This is a genomic window from Amycolatopsis sp. AA4 (assembly GCF_002796545.1).
GTDB lineage: Bacteria > Actinomycetota > Actinomycetes > Mycobacteriales > Pseudonocardiaceae > Amycolatopsis.
The window spans coordinates 6632069-6646740 of sequence record NZ_CP024894.1; the positions used below are offsets into that span (position 1 = coordinate 6632069).

Here is a 14672-nt window from a genome sequence, read left to right on the forward strand (position 1 = left end):
ACGGGCGCATCCCCTTCCGGCTGTTCACTACCTGGTCGCCCGCCGTTCACCGAAAGAGCGCGCCAGCGGCTGTGGAACAGGAGCCCGACACCCGGGATCCACTCGGAATTCGCCCAGGCCAGAACCAGTTTTCCGGCCCTAGTTCCGGCACTTGCGGTGGTGTATGGTCGCCGATCGTGAACGATTCCGCCAAGGTTGCCCCGCACACCGTTCCGCCCGCCGGGCGCTGAGGCCGTTCCGGGGGCGCGAATGAACACTCTGAAGATCATCTTATTCTCGCTGTCGGCGGTCTCCTCGTACGCGGCCTTGCTGTACAAGCTTTTCTCGATGCGCCGCTCGTGGCGCGACCCGGCCTACATCGTGCTGATGACGACGCTGATCCTGCAGTGCGTCACCTTCACCCTCGGCGCGCTCTCGCTCAGCATCGGCTCGCTGTTCGGGATCCCCAACCTGGCGATCTTGATCCTGCACCTGGCCGCGGTCGCGTACTGCATCAGCGCGCAGCTCCTGCTGATGCTGTGGGCGAATCCGCCGGCGGAAATCCGCACGCGAATCCGGGCATGGATCGTTTCCGGCGCGGTTCTGTTCGTCGTGCTGACCGTGCTGTTCTTCATCGGCAACAAACCGGGCACCCCGGGCACCGCTTTCGCGGTCGGCAGCAGCGACCCGGTGATCCTCACCTACCTGCTGCTGTTCATCGTTTCGCAGGCCGTGCCGTGCGTGACGATCTACCTGCAGTGCCTGCCGTACGCGCGAAGCACGTCGAGGGTCTGGCTGCGCCGGACGCTGCGGACGCTCGCGGTCGGCGCGGTCGTGCTCTTCTGCTACTGCGCCACGCGCGCGGTGAACATCGTGAGCCCGGCGCTCGGCTGGCACCTCGGCGCGTGGGCGATCCTGCCGTCGGTGTTCAGCGCGCTGGGCATCGTGATCGTGTCGTTCGGGCTGACCATGCCGTCCTGGGGCGAGCACGTCTCGTCGCTCGCGCGCTGGCAGCGCAATTACCGTTCTTATCGCGCGCTCTACCCGCTGTGGCATTCGCTGTACGAATCCTCGCCGGGCATCGCGCTGGAGCCGCCGACCGAAGGCAATCCGGATCGGCACTGGTCGGACCTGCACTACCGGCTGCACCGGCGGGTGATCGAGATCCGCGACGGCTGGCGCGCGCTGCGGCCGTACATGGACCGCGCCGACACCCCGGACGGCGACCAGGCGATGGCCGAGGCCCGCAAGATCCGCCAGGCGCTGGAGGCGAAGACCTCCGGCGTGACCCCGGCGGAAAACCAGGACAACGGCGCGTTCGACGCCCACGACGCGAAGACGTTCGCCGCCGAGGTCGCCTGGCTCACCCAGGTGTCGGAGGCTTACGGCAAGCTGGCCTGAGGCTGGGACGCGGGCCGCGGCACGTCCGGCAGCAGCGTCTGGCCCTTCGTCAGCCACGCGAACCCGAACGCGAACACCGCGAGCGACTCCAGCCACAGCGTCGGATGCAGGGCCGCGGTGGCGGCGCTGAAGAACAGGCCGTTGACCACGATCAGCACCAGGCACGCGAGCATCACGACGCCACACACCCGGTAGACGACGTTGCGCGAACGTTTGCGCGGAGTCGGCGCGCCGTCGTCCTTGGTGAACAGGAAGAGGCAGAAGAACGCGAGGGTGAGGAAGAAGATCGCGGCGAACACCAGGTGCGCGACGCCGATCGCGTGCTCGGTGGGCGTCGGCGAGACCGGCTGGGTCGGGAACAACGCGACGCCGATGCCGGCGACCGCCGCGACGTTGGCCGCGATGTCGTCGACCCGGCCGTAACCGCGGTAGGCGATCAGGAAGACGCCGATCGCGCACAACGTGCCGACGAGGACATTCCGGAGATCGCTGTAGTAATAACCGCTCAGCGAACCGAGCAGGCCGCCGCCCTCGAGCAGTTCCTTGCCGACGATCACGACGATCGGCAGCAGGATCCCGAGCACCCCGACGGCGCGGCGAAGGAACAGGTAAGAGCGCACGAAAGCGGTCATGGCACGGCTCCCCGACGTCGTGCACTCTTTGTACCTGTTCCGTCACCAGAGCACCGGGCAGACGGGGAAATCCACCGGTTCAGCCCAGGGCTTTGTCCAATTCCGCGAGCAATTTCGCCTTCGGCCGCGCGCCGACGAACGACGCCACCGGGGCGCCGTCGCGGAACAGCATCAGCGTCGGCAGCGCCATCACCTGGTACGCGCGCATCGTTTCGGGGTTCTCGTCCGTGTTGATCTCGCGCACGGTGAGGCCGGGCCGTTCCGCGGAGATCTCGGCGAGCACCGGCGCGATCATCCGGCACGGCGGGCACCAGTCGGCGGTGAAATCGACCAGGACGGGCTGGCCGTGATTCAGGACGTCGGCGGCGAAGGTGGCGTCTGTGGTCATCGGGACTCCTCGGATTCGGCAGTGCAGGGGTCAGCCGGGCGCGCGGCAGCGGCGGCGAGCTTGTCGAGCAGGGCGGAGCGGACCGCGGCGAGGTCGCGCATGCAGGCCTCGACCTCCGCCAGCTTCCGCCGGTACACCTCGACCGACGCCGGGCACGCGTCGCCCGCGTCGTGGCCGGTGCGGAGGCAGTCGACGAACGGGCGAGTGTCGTCGAGGCTGAACCCGACCGTGCGCAGGGTCTGGATTTCCTTGACGAGCCGCAGGTGGTCCTCGTCGTACTCGCGATAGCCGTTCGCCGCGCGCGTCGCCGGGAGCAGGCCCTGTGCCTCGTAGAAGCGCAGGGCCCGCGTGGTGGTCCCGGCCCGCTGGGCCAGTTCGCCGATCCGCATGTCTTCGACGCTAAACCTTTACGCCAGCGTCAAGGCAAGGCGTGCGCGCGAGGCTGGGGGTATTCGCGGTATTTGACCGCGTTCGCCGCGCGGTTGCCCATGTACTCGAAGACGCGGCGGCCGATCGGACCGCTCAGCTGGCGGTACATCCGGTTGCGCTTGCGCAGCTTCTCCTCGGTGGACGGGACCAGGAAGTCGCCCGAACCGGCTCCGTTGCGCTGGCCAACGCGGGCGGGTTTGCGCAGCCGCTGCTCGTAGCGGGCGAAAGCGGTCGCGTGGTCGCCGCCCGCCGCGGCCAGCTCCCCGGCCAGCACCTGCGCGCCCATCATCGCGAGCCCGGTGCCCGATCCGCCCGGTCCGGCGCACCAGGCCGCGTCGCCGAGCAACACGACCCGGCCGCGCGACCAGCTGTCCAGCTTGATCTGGCCGACGGTGTCGAAGTACAGGTCGGGCGCGTCGGCGACGGCGGCGAGCAGGCGCGGGAGTTCCCATCCGGCGCCGGCGAAGACCTCGGTGACGATGTCCTTCTGCCGCTCCAGGTCGGGGCGGCCGTACCCGTCCGGGTCGCCGCGGAAGGAGAGGCCGACCGTGACGGTTGCCGGGTCGCGGTGGCTGGTGACGATCGCGCCGAGGCCGGGTTCGTTGTAGAGCAGGCCCGCGTGGTCGAGGCGGAGGTGGTTGGGCGCGGTGAACCCGGCGACGTGGTAGCCGAGGTCGGTGCGGAATTTCGCCTCCGGGCCGAACGCGGCCGTGCGCACGCCGGAGTGGATGCCGTCCGCGCCGACGACCAGGTCGAACCGGCGCGGGGCACCGTGCCGGAAAGTGACGTCGACGCCGTCGGCGGTCTCGGCGAGCGAGGTGATGCGGTCGCCGAAGACGTACTCGGTGTAGCCCTTGGTGTGGTCGTAGAGGACGCGGGCGAGGTCGCCGCGCAGGACTTCCAGCTCGCCGTTGGTGAACCCGCTAGGCAGGGTGAAGGCGGGCTGCCCGGACGGATCGAGCTGCACCTGCTCGCGCAGCGCGGTCTCGTGCTCGCGCAGGTCGTCGAGCAGGCCCATCGCTTCGACGAGCTTCATCTGCTCGCCGCGGAAGTCGACGGCCTGCCCGCCCGGACGCAGCTGCGGCGCGGCCTCGACGACGGTCACCGAATAGCCGTAACGGTGCAGCCAGTAGGCGGCGGACGGACCCGCGACGCTGGCGCCGGACACGAGAACGGTCTTGCTGGTCATCTCTGCTCCCCTGGATCGGTAGGCGATGCGGCAAGACTGCGGCGCACCGCTTACCGCGCCCGCACGGAGCGCTGACGGTCTCGGTCAGTCCTGCGCCAGCCGGGCGAGCATCCGGGAGAACACGCGGCCGAGCAGCTCCAGCTCGGGGCCGCTGACCTGGTCGAAGAAATACCGGCGCACGAGTTCGCCGTGCTGCTGCTCGGCCGCCGCGACCGCGGCGCGCCCCGCTTCGGTGAGCCGGACGTTCGCCCCGCGCGCGTCCTCGGTGCAGTTCTCGCGCGTGACCAGCCCGCGCTTGCACATCCGGCTCACGTGATGCGACAGCCGGCTGCGGTCCCATTCGACGGTCGCGCCGAGTTCGCGCATCCGCAGCACGCCGTCCGGTTCGTTCGCGAGCGGGACGAGGAGGGCGTAGTCGGCCCCGGAGATCCCGGCGTCGCGCTCCAGCTGCCGGTCGAGCGCGCTGCCGAGCGCCCGCTGCACGCGCTGGTAGGAACACCAGACCTCGGCCTCGCGCCGATCCGCCGCCACGTCCGCCATCCGGTGATTCTACTAAGAGCGGGCGGGATTTCGCGCCGGTGCGTAAGTTGGGAGAGTGACCAGGTCCGAGCGAGAAACCTTCTTTCGTGCCTTCCACGCAAGCCATCCGGCGGTTACGTCGCGCGCGTTCGGCGGTGGGTGCGGTGCCGACGGACGGTCGAGCTACGAGCTGCTCCTCGACGAGATCGCCGGTCCGGGGCGCGTGCTCGACCTGGCCTGCGGCGACGGTTTTCTGCTCGACCTCCTTGCCGCGGCGGGACATCAGGCCGTCGGGATCGATCTGTCGAGCACGGATCTCGCCCTCGCCAAGCAGCGTTCGGCGACCGTGGTCGAGGGGCGGGCACAGCAACTCCCGTTCGCGGACCACACTTTCGACGCCTGCGTGTCGCACATGGCGTTCATGCTGATGTCCGACATCGACGAGGTGGCCGCGGAGCTGGCCCGCGTGCTGCGGCCGGGCGGACAGCTCTCGCTCGTGCTCAGCGGCGGAGCGGCCGGAGACGACGCACGCACGCTGTTCGGCAAGCTGTTGCGGGAAATTCTCGCCGGAGTCCCGGCTGAACAGCGGTTGTCTCCACTCGGCGACGAGCGCACGGCGACTCAGGCGGGGCTGGACGAAATCCTCGCTCCCGCTGGATTCGGTCCGGTTCGGTGGCGTACCGAGGAGATCGACTTCAGCGGTTCACTCGATCAGGTCTGGGATTTCGTCTCGACCTTCTACAACCTGTTCCCGCTGAGCGAATCGGCTTCCGGTGCGCTCGAAACCGCGTTTCGCACCCAAGCACCCGCGCTGGCCAGGCCCGACGGGCTGATTCCGCTTGCCTTCCAAGTACATCTCGCCAGCACTCACACCGTCCACAAAGGACATTGAGCCCGCACTAGTGGCACCTGTCACCTTCTGGCAAGATCGGGGACTCTGACGTCTCCAGTTCACGCCGAAGGGGCAAGGCATTGGGTCTGGGCAGGAAACTGGCCGCCGCCACCACCGCGGTCTGCGCGGCGACGGCGTTGTGCACCGCGGCGCCGGCGAACGCCGCGCCCGCGGCGATCGACTGGAAGCCGTGCCCCACCGGGCAGGGGGTCGAATGCGGCAAGCTCACCGTGCCGCTCGACTGGGACCGGCCCGGGGACGGCACGATTCAGCTCGCGCTCGCGCGGCGCAAGGCCACCGATCCCGCGCACCGGATCGGTTCGGTGCTCATGGATCCCGGCGGGCCGGGCGGCGCGGGAGCGGGCGAAGTGCAGAGCGGCTGGTCACTGTCGCCCAAGGTCACCGCACGGTTCGACACGGTCGGGTTCGATCCGCGCGGGGTCGGGGAAAGCACCGCGATCCAGTGCGGCCTCGACGAACTCACCGCGAAAAACCCGGTGCTGCCGAAGGATTCCGGCGAATTCCAGCAGCTGCTCGGCTACAACCGCGCCCTCGGCCGCAGCTGCGACAAGATGACCGGGCCGCTCGCCAGCCGCTCGGACACCCGCAGCGTGGTGCGCGACATGGACGCGATCCGCGCCGCGCTCGGCGAGGAAAAGCTCACCTACTACGGCGTTTCCTACGGCACGCTGATGGGCCAGCAGTACGCCGAGGCGTACCCGGACCGGGTGCGCGCGCTCGTGCTCGACAGCAACATGGACCACTCGATCCGCAGCACCTGGGAGTTCCTGAAGACGGAAACCGAGGCCACGCAAGAGTTGTTCGGGCAGTTCGCCGAGTGGTGCGACCGGACGACGGCGTGCGCACTGCACGGACAGGACGTCCGCGCGGTGGTGGCGGACCTGTACGCCCGCGCCGAACGCGGCGACCTCGGCACTCCGGACGACAAACTCGACCCGATGGCGTTCGTCAGCCTCGTCTCGCACAACTTCTACGGCCCCACCTGGGACAAGCTCGCGAAGAGCCTCGTCGACCTGCGCAACGGGAAACCGGCCGAGTCGTCCTTCGCCAAGGACGACACCCCGGTTCCGAACCCGTTCAACAGCATCTTCTGCTCGGACTGGCGGCTGCCGGTCACCAGCTACCCGCAGCTCGACGGCTACCGGCGCGCGCTCGCCACGGTGTCGCCTGACCTGCACTTCTCGCCGCTGGGCTGGAACGCGGCGGCCGGATGCGCCGGCTGGCCGAGCCCGGTGCGCAACCCGCAGCACCCGCTGTCGATCCGCCCGGGCGTGCCGATGCTGCTGCTGAACAGCCGTTACGACCCGGCCACACCGTACGGCTGGGCGGTGCGCGCGGCGCAGCAGTCCGGTGCGCCGCTGCTCACTTACGACGGCTGGGGCCACGGCGCCTACTTCAAGAAGAGCCAGTGCGTCACCGACGCAGCCGACGCCTTCCTGATCGACGGCTCGAACCCGGGTCGCGGCAAGCATTGCGCGGCCGTCGAGCCGGGTGTCCAGTCCAGGATGGACGGTCCCCGGCCGCCGGTCACACAGCTGTACTGAGCCGACGAAAAGCGGGACCCTGATCGGATCAGGGTCCCGCTTTTTCGTGGCCGCGGCCGCTCAGTAGTCGTCACGCCCGGTGAACTGCTGTTCCAGCAGCTCGGCCGAACCGGCGACGAGTTCGAGCGGATCGGTGAACTCGTTGAGGTCGAGGTTCAGCAGCGGCAGCGAATGCCGGAGCACGAGGTGTTCGCCCATCACCACGAGCCCGCCGACCACCAGCGTCTGGCCTACCTCCGTCAGCACGGTGAGCAGATCGACCTCGTCCACGCGCGCGAACGGGGTCGCGATCTGCACCCAGTCCTCGCGCTGGTCGAAAATCTCCCGGGCGATCACCACGACCTGCGCGCGCCCCGTCGTTTCCGCGTCGTCGCCGAACAGGACCCGGATCCGGATTTCGCCCGGGTCGTCCCGGATCACCCGGTAGGTCTGCCTGATGTAGGCGACCAGGTCATTCCACTGCGCCACGCGCTTCCTCCCGTTGGTAGGCAACGAAGATCAGCGTAGCGGGACAACCCGCGCGGCAGCGGGGCGTCAGAGCAATTTCCACGCTCCGGTGAGCGCCTCGCGCAGGATCTGCTCCATCTCGTCGAACTGCGGCTGGTCGCAGATCAACGGCGGCGATAGCTGGACCACCGGCTCGGCGCGGTCGTCGGCACGGCAGTAAAGCCCGCCCTCGAACAGCGCGTCCGAGAGATAACCGCGCAAAATGCGTTCCGATTCCTCGGCGGTGAACGTCTCCTTGGTCGCTTTGTCCTTGACGAGTTCGATGCCGTAGAAGAAACCGGTGCCGCGCACGTCGCCGACGATCGGCAGATCGGTCAGCCGGTCGAGGGTCGCCCGGAAGGCGGTTTCCTTCTCCAGCACATGGCCGTACAGGTTCTCGCGCTCGATGAGGTCGAGGTTGGCCAGCGCGACCGCGCACGAAACCGGGTGGCCGCCGTAGGTCGAGCCGTGCATGAAGGTCGCCTCGCCGCCGGCGAACGGTTCCATCAGCTTCTCGCTGGCGAGCACCGCGCCGAGCGGCGCGTAACCCGAGGTCAGGCCCTTGGCGGTGGTGATGATGTCCGGCTGGTAGCCGTAGCGCTTGGCCGCGAAGTCGAAGCCGATCCGGCCGAACGCGCAGATCACCTCGTCGGACACCAGCAGCACGTCGTGTTTGTCGCAAATCTCGCGCACCCGCTCGAAATACCCGGGCGGCGGGACAAAGCAGCCCCCGGTGTTCTGCACGGGTTCGAGGAATACCGCGGCGACGGTGTCCGCGCCCTCGAATTCGATCGCCTGCTCGATTTGGTCCGCGGCCCATCGGCCGTACGCCTCGTAATCGTCGGCGTGCTCGGGTGCGCGGTAGAAGTTCGTGTTCGGCACGCGCAGGGTGCTCGGCACGAGCGGTTCGAAATCGGCCTTGGCCCCGGGAATTCCGGTGATGGACAGCGCGCCCTGGGACGTGCCGTGATACGCCAGGGCGCGGCTGATCACCTTGTGCTTGGCGGGTTTTCCGACCAGCTTGAAGTACTGCTTGGCGAGTTTCCACGCCGTTTCCACGGATTCGCCGCCGCTGACGGTGAAGAACACGCGGTTGAGGTCGCCCGGCGAAGCGGCGGCCAGGCGTTCGGCCAATTCCAGGGCGGGCGGATGCGCGTGGCCCCAGAGCGGGAAGTACGCGAGCTGTTTCGTTTGCCGCGCGGCGGCTTCGGCCAGTTCCTCGCGGCCGTGGCCGACCTGCACCGCGAACAGCCCGGCGAGCCCGTCGAGGTAGCGCTTGCCGGTGTCGTCCCAGAGGTAGGCGCCCTCGCCGCGCACGATCACCGGGAAGTGCTCGGCCTGGCTGTGCCGCGTGAAGTGCAGCCAGAGATGGTCGGATGCGGCGGCGCCCTGGACGGTGGCGATCCCGGCGGGTTCGGCGGTCGTGGTCATGGCTCCTCGAAACGGGCCTCGAAGCTACCGGCACGCACCGCGGCGTACCGGCCGGACTTCTCGGTTATCGCATGAGTCAACGCCGCTTGGCAAGCGGATCAGTCGTCGTCGCCACCCACAACGACTAATTTCCACCGTCTTATCGAGACATACCTTCGGATTTCGTCGTCACCGGCGGTGCGTGCCCCACTGGTACGACTGTTTCCGCAGTTTGAGGTACACGAGCGTCTCCGCGGTGCGCACTCCGGGCAGCGTCCGGATGCGGTTGGAGATCACGTCGAGCAGCGCCTCGTCGTCGGCGCAGAGCACCTCGCACAGCACGTCGAAGCGGCCGGCGCAGAGCACGACGTAGTCGATCTCGTCCATTTCGGCCAGTGCGTCGGCAACAGGGTCGAGCGGGCCGTCGACCGTGATCGCGACCATCGCCTGGCGGAAAAGCCCGACCTGCAAGGGATCCGACACCGCGACGATCTGGATGACGCCCGAATCGGACAGCCGCTGCACCCGCTGGCGGACCGCGGCCTCGGACAGCCCGACCGCCTTGCCGATCGTGGCGTACGGCCGTCGTCCGTCCTCTTGCAACTGGGCGATGATCTGCTTCGAGATGTCGTCGACCACCGGCGGCACGGGCCGGTTCGGGTCCTGGCTCTGCATCCCGGGATCATCTCCGGTCGACCCCCGCGCGGGCAACCGGGGGCGTGGCAGATCGTCGCGCTGAGTGTCCAGATGGACCGTCGAGCGCGGTGATCGACAACGGATTTCGTCGTCTTTCCGGCGTTGACAACGGCAAACCCGTCCTGTTCCATCCGTCGAACTCAAGCGCCGCCGACGGAGGGATCCCCATGCCGCCTCATCCGGTCCCCGTCCAGACCGAAACGACCGCCGGTTCGCCCGCGCCCCGCTCGCTGACCAGATCCATCGGGGTCGGCGGCGGAACGTTGCTGACGCTCAGCTGCGTGACCCCGGCGTCGTCGTTGTTCGTGCTCGTCCCGCCGCTGTTCGGCTCGCTCGGCACCGGCACCGCGTTGGCCATCGGGCTCGCCGTGCTGCTGTGCGTCGGGATCGCGTTCTGCTACTCCGAGCTGGGCACGCTGGTGCCGAGTTCGGGCGGCGAGTACGCCATGGTGTCCACAGTGGTCAGCCGGTTCGCCGGGTGGATCACCTTCATGCTGTCGTTCATCGTGATCCTGGTGGTGCCGCCGATCATCGCCATCGGCGTCGCCGACTACCTCGCGGTGATCGTGCACGTCGATCCGTCGGTGGCGGGTGCGCTGGTGATGTTGGCGTCCACCGGGATGGGCCTGGTGAATCTGCGCTCGAACGCGTGGCTGACCGGAATTTTCCTGGTGCTCGAGATCGTCGCGATCGTCGTGGTGTCCGTGCTCGGCTTCGCGCACGCGGACCGTCCGGCCGCGGTGCTCGTGCGGCCCAGCATGGACGGCGTGCATCCGATCGCGCTGGTCTCGGTGATCGCGGGGCTCGCGGTGGCGTTGTTCGTGGTGCAGGGATTCTCGACCGCGGTGTATTTGGCGGAGGAGATGCGGGAACCGCACAAAACGGTGTCGCGGACGGTGTTCTGGACGCTCGGCGTCAGCGCGGTCGTGATCCTGGTCCCGGTCATCGCGATCACGCTCGGCGTCCCGGATCTCGCGACGCTCGGGAACCTCGACCTGACCGCGCTCGTGGTGAGCTGGAGCAGTTCGACGTTCGGCACGATCATCAGCCTGTGCATCGCGGCGGCGATCGTGAACGCGGTGATCGTGATGGTGATCCAGAATTCGCGCGTGCTGTACGCATCGGGGCGGGATCACGCTTGGCCGGAACCGGTGAATCGCGCGTTGAGCGTGGTGAGCCCGCGGTTCGGGGCACCTTGGGTGGCGACGCTCGTGGTCGGCGTTTCGGAAGCGGTGTTGTGCTTTGTGCCGGTGGAAACGCTGAGCGGCGTGACTGGGGTGGCGGTGGTCGCGCTGTACCTGGCGATTTCAGTGAGCGTGCTGTGGGCGCGGCGACCGGCGCACCGGCGTCCGCAAGTCTGGCGAATGCCGGGGTGGCCGGTGGTGCCCGTCGTCGTGGTGCTGGCGCTCGGGTACGTGCTGGTGTCGCAGAGCCTGCTAGATCTGGCGATTACCGCCGGAGTGCTGCTGGTTTCGGCCGGGTACTGGTGGGGCTATCTGCGGCGGCGTTCGGATCGCTGGCTGGTGACGATTCCCTGACGCGGGCCCTCGTCAGGACGGACAGTTCGGTCGGGCGCAGCCCGTCGCCGCGTTGCCATTCGATGGGGGCGTCTTTTTGCCGGACGTGTTCGATCGGCTCGAGCAGGTGGTCTCGCAGCAGCGCGGCCATCTGCTCGGCGCTGAGGAAGGTTTGCCAGGGTTCGCCGTTCTCGGCTGCCGCCGCCATGACCAGCTCCGCGTATGTCTGACCTGCCTCGTCGCGGAGTTCGGCGGGGAGGAGGTGTTCGACGACGAGTTCTGTTCCGCGCGCGAAACCGCTGACTGCGTGGAGGGTTTGGCTGATTGCCTCTTCGGTGAGATACATCGTGACGCCGAGCCAGCTGACCAGCGCTGGACGGTTCAGGTCGAAGCCGGCTCGGACGAGGTGGCCGGTCAGCGCAGGGTCGTCCTCGAAGTCGATCGCGACGAACTCGACTGTCTTCGGCGTCGCGATGCCTCGGTCGGCCAGCAGTTTCCGCTTCCAGCGCTGGGTGGCGGGTTGGTCCACTTCGAAGACTCGCACCCGGCCTGCTTCGCGGTAGGCGTAGGAATCCAGGCCCGCGCCGAGGATCACGTACTGGTCCACGCCCATGGCGGCCAACCGGTCCTCGGTGTAGCGACTACGGATCGCGGCGGTGGTGCGGGCACCGGACAGCACGGGGTGGCTGCCGTAGGACCGGTGGTAGCCGAGGAGTTCTTCGGCGCGTTCTCCCAGGAAGCTTTTGGCGAGCGGATCGGTAAAAATGGCCGGGCGCTCGTCCACGAGCAGATGCGCGGCTCGCGCTGCGGCGGAGAGGAGTGCGGTGTGGCTGGGGTGCGCGTCGGGGGTCATGAGTACGGACCTTAACCCGGCACTGGGCGATTATAGCACAAAAAGAAATCTATCGAAAGAGTGGAACGGTCCCGCTTCGGCAACGGCGGAAATTCGGCTCAACTGCCGAGGGAAACCGCGTAGCGGGCGAACGGTTCGCCTCGGTGCGGGAAATCGTGGCGATAGGCGAAGCCGAGTCGTTCCATCACCGCACGGGAACGAACGTTGTGCACCTCGGTGAAGGAGACGACTTCCGCCGCGCCGAGTTCTCGTGCGTAGGCCAGGCCAGCGAGGCCGATCTCGGTGGCGTAGCCGTTTCCCAAGTGTGCCTCGCGTACCGCCCAGCCGATCTCCAGCCGTCGTGCGCCATCGACGTCCTGATAGGACAGTCTGCCGCGGCCGAGGACTTCTCCTGATCCCCGGTGGTGGGCCAGCCATTTGCCGACGCCGTCGCGTTGCCAGCTTCGGCTGATATCCGCGGCGCGGGCAGATCGGGGTCAGGCGCAGGCGTTCGGTCTCCACCTCAAGCGGCCGCCGCAGCCGGGACGGCAAGCGAAGCGTTCACCCGCGCAATGAATTCCGCGTTGGACTTCGTCGTGCGGACCTGTTCCAAGAACTGTTCCGCAGCCCGCTTCGGGTCCTGTGTGGACAGTGCGCGGCGGACCTCGTTCATCACGGCCAGCTCCCGCGGCGGCACGATCAGCTCGTCGCGGCGGGTGCCGGAGCCGAAGAAGTCCACGGCGGGGAACACGCGGTGGTCGGCGAGCATCCGGTCGAGGCGGAGTTCCGAGTTGCCGGTGCTTTTCAGTTCCTCGAAGAACACTGTGTCCGCCAGCGAACCCGTGCCGACCAGGGCGGTGGCGATGATGGTGAGCGAGCCGCCGTCCTCGATGTTCCTTGCCGCGCCGAGGATTTTCTTCATCGGGTGCAGTGCGCTGGCGTTGACGCCGCCGGACAGGATGCGGCCGGAGGTGCGGGCGGCCAGGTTGTACGCGCGACCCAGGCGGGTCAGGGAATCCAGCAGCAGCACGACATCCCGGCCGGTTTCGACCAGGCGCTTCGCTCGTTCCAGGGCCAGTTCGGCGACCGCGGTGTGTTCGGCGGGCTTGCGGTCGAAAGTGGACGCGACGACCTCGCCGTGCACCGAGCGGGTCATGTCGGTGACCTCTTCGGGGCGCTCGTCGGCGAGCAGCACCATCAGGTGCGCCTCCGGATGGTTGACCGCTACGGCTTGCGCGATCGCTTGCAGCACAGTGGTTTTCCCGGTGCGCGGCGGGGCGACGATCAGGGCGCGCTGGCCTTTGCCCAGCGGTGCCACGAGATCGAGGACGCGGGTGGTGAGCTGGTGCCGGCTGGTTTCGAGGACCAGTCGCTGGTTCGGGTGAATCGGGGTGAGGGTGTCGAAATCGGGACGTTTTTCGCCGGGCGGACGGCCGTTGACCGAGACGAGTTCGCCGTTGTCGAGGACGAGTTCGTCGCCTCGGCGGAGGCCGTGGGTGCGGATCAACGAGAGAGGCACGGACGGGCCGCCGGGGGCGTAGCCCAGTGCGGCGGTCTTGCCGCGGATGTCGAGAATTCCTTGCTGTGTCATGGTTTGTGGCTCCTTGAGCAGTGGCAGTCGACGCGGAAACGCGTACCGCCGGGATGAGACGAAGCGGGTCAGGCGACGGGCTTCGGGAAAGACGCCGATCCTCGTCGCGTGGACTCACGCTGGCGGAGAGGGCGGAACCCCGGGGCGGCGGGGCCGGCTTCCTGGGGTATGCGGTGAGAGTAGCGCATCGGTTCCGGCCGCACAACTGGCACTGCACGCGAAAGGGGGCCCGGCGAGCGACTGCCCGGCGGAAAACCGGCGCTCACCAGACCCCAACAAACCTGCTCGCGGGTCTATTCCCGCGTGGCCGTCACGGCATCTCCCACGGAGCCTGCGGCAGCACGTGCCCGGTCTCCAGCAGCGACTTGAGGTTCGACAGCACCGCCGCCCAGCCGCCGGACACGTCCTGGTGCGCCTTCTCGTCCGGCAGGTCCTCGTGCGTCACCGTGAGCCGGACGATGCCCTCGTGCTGTTCGATGTCGAACGTCGCGCGGGACGGTTCCTGGTCCTCCGGTCCGTTCGGGTCGTACCAGGTGGTGACAAGGCGCTTCGGCGGGACCGCCTCGATCACCTCGCCCTCGACGTCGGCGATCCCGGACCCGTCGGTCCGCACGTGCGCCCACCGCGAACCCTTGTTCCAGTCGGATTCGTTGCGGTGGCCCCAGTACTGCCCGGTCAGGTCAGGGTCGGTGAGCGCGTGCCACACCTTCTCCGGCGTGCTCTGGATGTAGGTCACATACACAAAACTCGGCTTCATGGCTTCCTCTGCTCGACGTTTGACGGCACTGAGCATCCGCAGCCGCGGCTGCTCGAACCGGTTCACCCACCGCTCCTGCATCTCGTGCAGCGGCACCGGATTGAGGTAGTGCAGCTTTTCCCGGCCGCGGCGCACGCTGCTCACCAGATTCGCCGCCTCCAGCACGGCGAGGTGCTGGGTCGCGGACTGCCGCGTCATCTCCAGCCGGCGGCACAGCTCGCCCAGCGTCTGCCCGTTGTCCTCGCGCAGCTGGTCGAGCAGGTACCGGCGGGTCGGATCCGCCAGCGCCTTGAACACTTTGTCCAGGTCGAGTTGCACACTTACAGTAAGGCAGGCAAATACCTGCCTGTCAAGTCAGCCGAGGTAAACACAGCTCAGCGCCGAGGCGA

The 14672-nt window shown here is 68.2% G+C and carries 16 protein-coding genes; 4 read left to right on the forward strand and 12 right to left on the reverse strand.

The window, feature by feature from the left end; all coding sequences use genetic code 11:
* Window positions 1-249: 249 nt before the first annotated feature.
* A complete protein-coding gene (locus CU254_RS30425) occupies window positions 250-1380 on the forward strand; it encodes an MAB_1171c family putative transporter (protein ID WP_009082316.1) in 1131 nt (376 codons plus the stop codon).
* Here CU254_RS30425 and CU254_RS30430 read toward each other — a convergent pair.
* The 5 genes from CU254_RS30430 to CU254_RS30450 all read right to left on the reverse strand — a co-directional run bounded on the left by CU254_RS30430 (window position 1362) and on the right by CU254_RS30450 (window position 4558).
* Window positions 1362-2012, reverse strand: a complete 651-nt coding sequence (locus CU254_RS30430; protein WP_009082317.1) for a hypothetical protein — start codon at window positions 2010-2012, stop codon at window positions 1362-1364. The two genes, CU254_RS30425 and CU254_RS30430, sit on opposite strands and share 19 nt — an antisense overlap.
* A 79-nt stretch (window positions 2013-2091) precedes the next feature.
* A complete protein-coding gene (gene trxA, locus CU254_RS30435) occupies window positions 2092-2400 on the reverse strand; it encodes a thioredoxin (RefSeq protein WP_009082318.1) in 309 nt (102 codons plus the stop codon).
* On the reverse strand, window positions 2397-2789 hold the full coding sequence (locus CU254_RS30440; RefSeq protein ID WP_009082320.1) for a MerR family transcriptional regulator: 393 nt from the start codon (window positions 2787-2789) through the stop codon (window positions 2397-2399). The genes trxA and CU254_RS30440 overlap by 4 nt, the downstream gene beginning before the upstream one ends.
* Window positions 2790-2818: 29 nt before the next feature.
* Complete coding sequence (locus tag CU254_RS30445) at window positions 2819-4018, reverse strand: FAD-dependent monooxygenase (protein ID WP_009082321.1); 1200 nt, start codon at window positions 4016-4018, stop codon at window positions 2819-2821.
* A gap of 84 nt (window positions 4019-4102) precedes the next feature.
* Complete coding sequence (locus CU254_RS30450; RefSeq protein WP_009082323.1) at window positions 4103-4558, reverse strand: MarR family winged helix-turn-helix transcriptional regulator; 456 nt, start codon at window positions 4556-4558, stop codon at window positions 4103-4105.
* A gap of 55 nt (window positions 4559-4613) precedes the next feature.
* Between CU254_RS30450 and CU254_RS30455 the strand changes: the two genes are divergently transcribed.
* Window positions 4614-5429 carry a class I SAM-dependent methyltransferase gene (locus CU254_RS30455; RefSeq protein ID WP_009082325.1) on the forward strand — a complete coding sequence of 272 codons (816 nt, stop codon included), beginning with the start codon at window positions 4614-4616 and terminating at the stop codon, window positions 5427-5429.
* Between the two features lie 80 nt (window positions 5430-5509).
* Window positions 5510-6994: an alpha/beta hydrolase gene (locus tag CU254_RS30460; RefSeq protein ID WP_009082326.1), complete on the forward strand. Its 1485-nt coding sequence runs from the start codon at window positions 5510-5512 to the stop codon at window positions 6992-6994.
* A 60-nt stretch (window positions 6995-7054) separates the two neighbouring features.
* Here CU254_RS30460 and CU254_RS30465 read toward each other — a convergent pair whose 3' ends face one another.
* The 3 genes from CU254_RS30465 to CU254_RS30475 all read right to left on the reverse strand — a co-directional run bounded on the left by CU254_RS30465 (window position 7055) and on the right by CU254_RS30475 (window position 9565).
* Window positions 7055-7462, reverse strand: a complete 408-nt coding sequence (locus CU254_RS30465) for a hypothetical protein (protein WP_009082327.1) — start codon at window positions 7460-7462, stop codon at window positions 7055-7057.
* 66 nt (window positions 7463-7528) lie between these two features.
* Window positions 7529-8911 (reverse strand): aspartate aminotransferase family protein, encoded by a 1383-nt coding sequence (locus tag CU254_RS30470; RefSeq protein WP_009082328.1) that lies wholly within the window; start codon window positions 8909-8911, stop codon window positions 7529-7531.
* A gap of 168 nt (window positions 8912-9079) precedes the next feature.
* A complete protein-coding gene (locus CU254_RS30475; protein WP_009082329.1) occupies window positions 9080-9565 on the reverse strand; it encodes an Lrp/AsnC family transcriptional regulator in 486 nt (161 codons plus the stop codon).
* Window positions 9566-9753: 188 nt separating this feature from the next.
* Between CU254_RS30475 and CU254_RS30480 the strand changes: the two genes are divergently transcribed.
* The gene (locus CU254_RS30480) at window positions 9754-11124 is read left to right on the forward strand and encodes an APC family permease (RefSeq protein WP_037715299.1); all 1371 of its coding nucleotides are present in this window, start codon (window positions 9754-9756) and stop codon (window positions 11122-11124) included.
* On the opposite strand, the gene CU254_RS30485 is transcribed toward CU254_RS30480, so the two are convergent.
* The 4 genes from CU254_RS30485 to CU254_RS30500 all read right to left on the reverse strand — a co-directional run bounded on the left by CU254_RS30485 (window position 11036) and on the right by CU254_RS30500 (window position 14601).
* Window positions 11036-11956, reverse strand: coding sequence for a class I SAM-dependent methyltransferase (locus tag CU254_RS30485; RefSeq protein WP_009082331.1), 921 nt, complete (start codon window positions 11954-11956; stop codon window positions 11036-11038). The genes CU254_RS30480 and CU254_RS30485 overlap by 89 nt on opposite strands.
* A gap of 98 nt (window positions 11957-12054) precedes the next feature.
* Window positions 12055-12408: a GNAT family N-acetyltransferase gene (locus tag CU254_RS30490; protein WP_078560961.1), complete on the reverse strand. Its 354-nt coding sequence runs from the start codon at window positions 12406-12408 to the stop codon at window positions 12055-12057.
* A 50-nt stretch (window positions 12409-12458) separates the two neighbouring features.
* The gene (gene rho / locus CU254_RS30495; RefSeq protein ID WP_037715301.1) at window positions 12459-13526 is read right to left on the reverse strand and encodes a transcription termination factor Rho; all 1068 of its coding nucleotides are present in this window, start codon (window positions 13524-13526) and stop codon (window positions 12459-12461) included.
* Between the two features lie 310 nt (window positions 13527-13836).
* The gene (locus tag CU254_RS30500; protein ID WP_009082337.1) at window positions 13837-14601 is read right to left on the reverse strand and encodes a metalloregulator ArsR/SmtB family transcription factor; all 765 of its coding nucleotides are present in this window, start codon (window positions 14599-14601) and stop codon (window positions 13837-13839) included.
* Between the last annotated feature and the right edge of the window lie 71 nt (window positions 14602-14672).

What these genes read in the sequence shown, in the direction of transcription:
- CU254_RS30425 (WP_009082316.1), top strand. Translation starts at nt 250, where the DNA reads ATGAACACTCTGAAGATCATCTTATTCTCGCTGTCGGCGGTCTCCTCG.
- CU254_RS30430 (WP_009082317.1), bottom strand. Translation starts at nt 2,012, where the DNA reads ATGACCGCTTTCGTGCGCTCTTACCTGTTCCTTCGCCGCGCCGTCGGG.
- trxA (WP_009082318.1), bottom strand. Translation starts at nt 2,400, where the DNA reads ATGACCACAGACGCCACCTTCGCCGCCGACGTCCTGAATCACGGCCAG.
- CU254_RS30440 (WP_009082320.1), bottom strand. Translation starts at nt 2,789, where the DNA reads ATGCGGATCGGCGAACTGGCCCAGCGGGCCGGGACCACCACGCGGGCC.
- CU254_RS30445 (WP_009082321.1), bottom strand. Translation starts at nt 4,018, where the DNA reads ATGACCAGCAAGACCGTTCTCGTGTCCGGCGCCAGCGTCGCGGGTCCG.
- CU254_RS30450 (WP_009082323.1), bottom strand. Translation starts at nt 4,558, where the DNA reads ATGGCGGACGTGGCGGCGGATCGGCGCGAGGCCGAGGTCTGGTGTTCC.
- CU254_RS30470 (WP_009082328.1), bottom strand. Translation starts at nt 8,911, where the DNA reads ATGACCACGACCGCCGAACCCGCCGGGATCGCCACCGTCCAGGGCGCC.
- CU254_RS30475 (WP_009082329.1), bottom strand. Translation starts at nt 9,565, where the DNA reads ATGCAGAGCCAGGACCCGAACCGGCCCGTGCCGCCGGTGGTCGACGAC.
- CU254_RS30480 (WP_037715299.1), top strand. Translation starts at nt 9,754, where the DNA reads ATGCCGCCTCATCCGGTCCCCGTCCAGACCGAAACGACCGCCGGTTCG.
- CU254_RS30485 (WP_009082331.1), bottom strand. Translation starts at nt 11,956, where the DNA reads ATGACCCCCGACGCGCACCCCAGCCACACCGCACTCCTCTCCGCCGCA.
- rho (WP_037715301.1), bottom strand. Translation starts at nt 13,526, where the DNA reads ATGACACAGCAAGGAATTCTCGACATCCGCGGCAAGACCGCCGCACTG.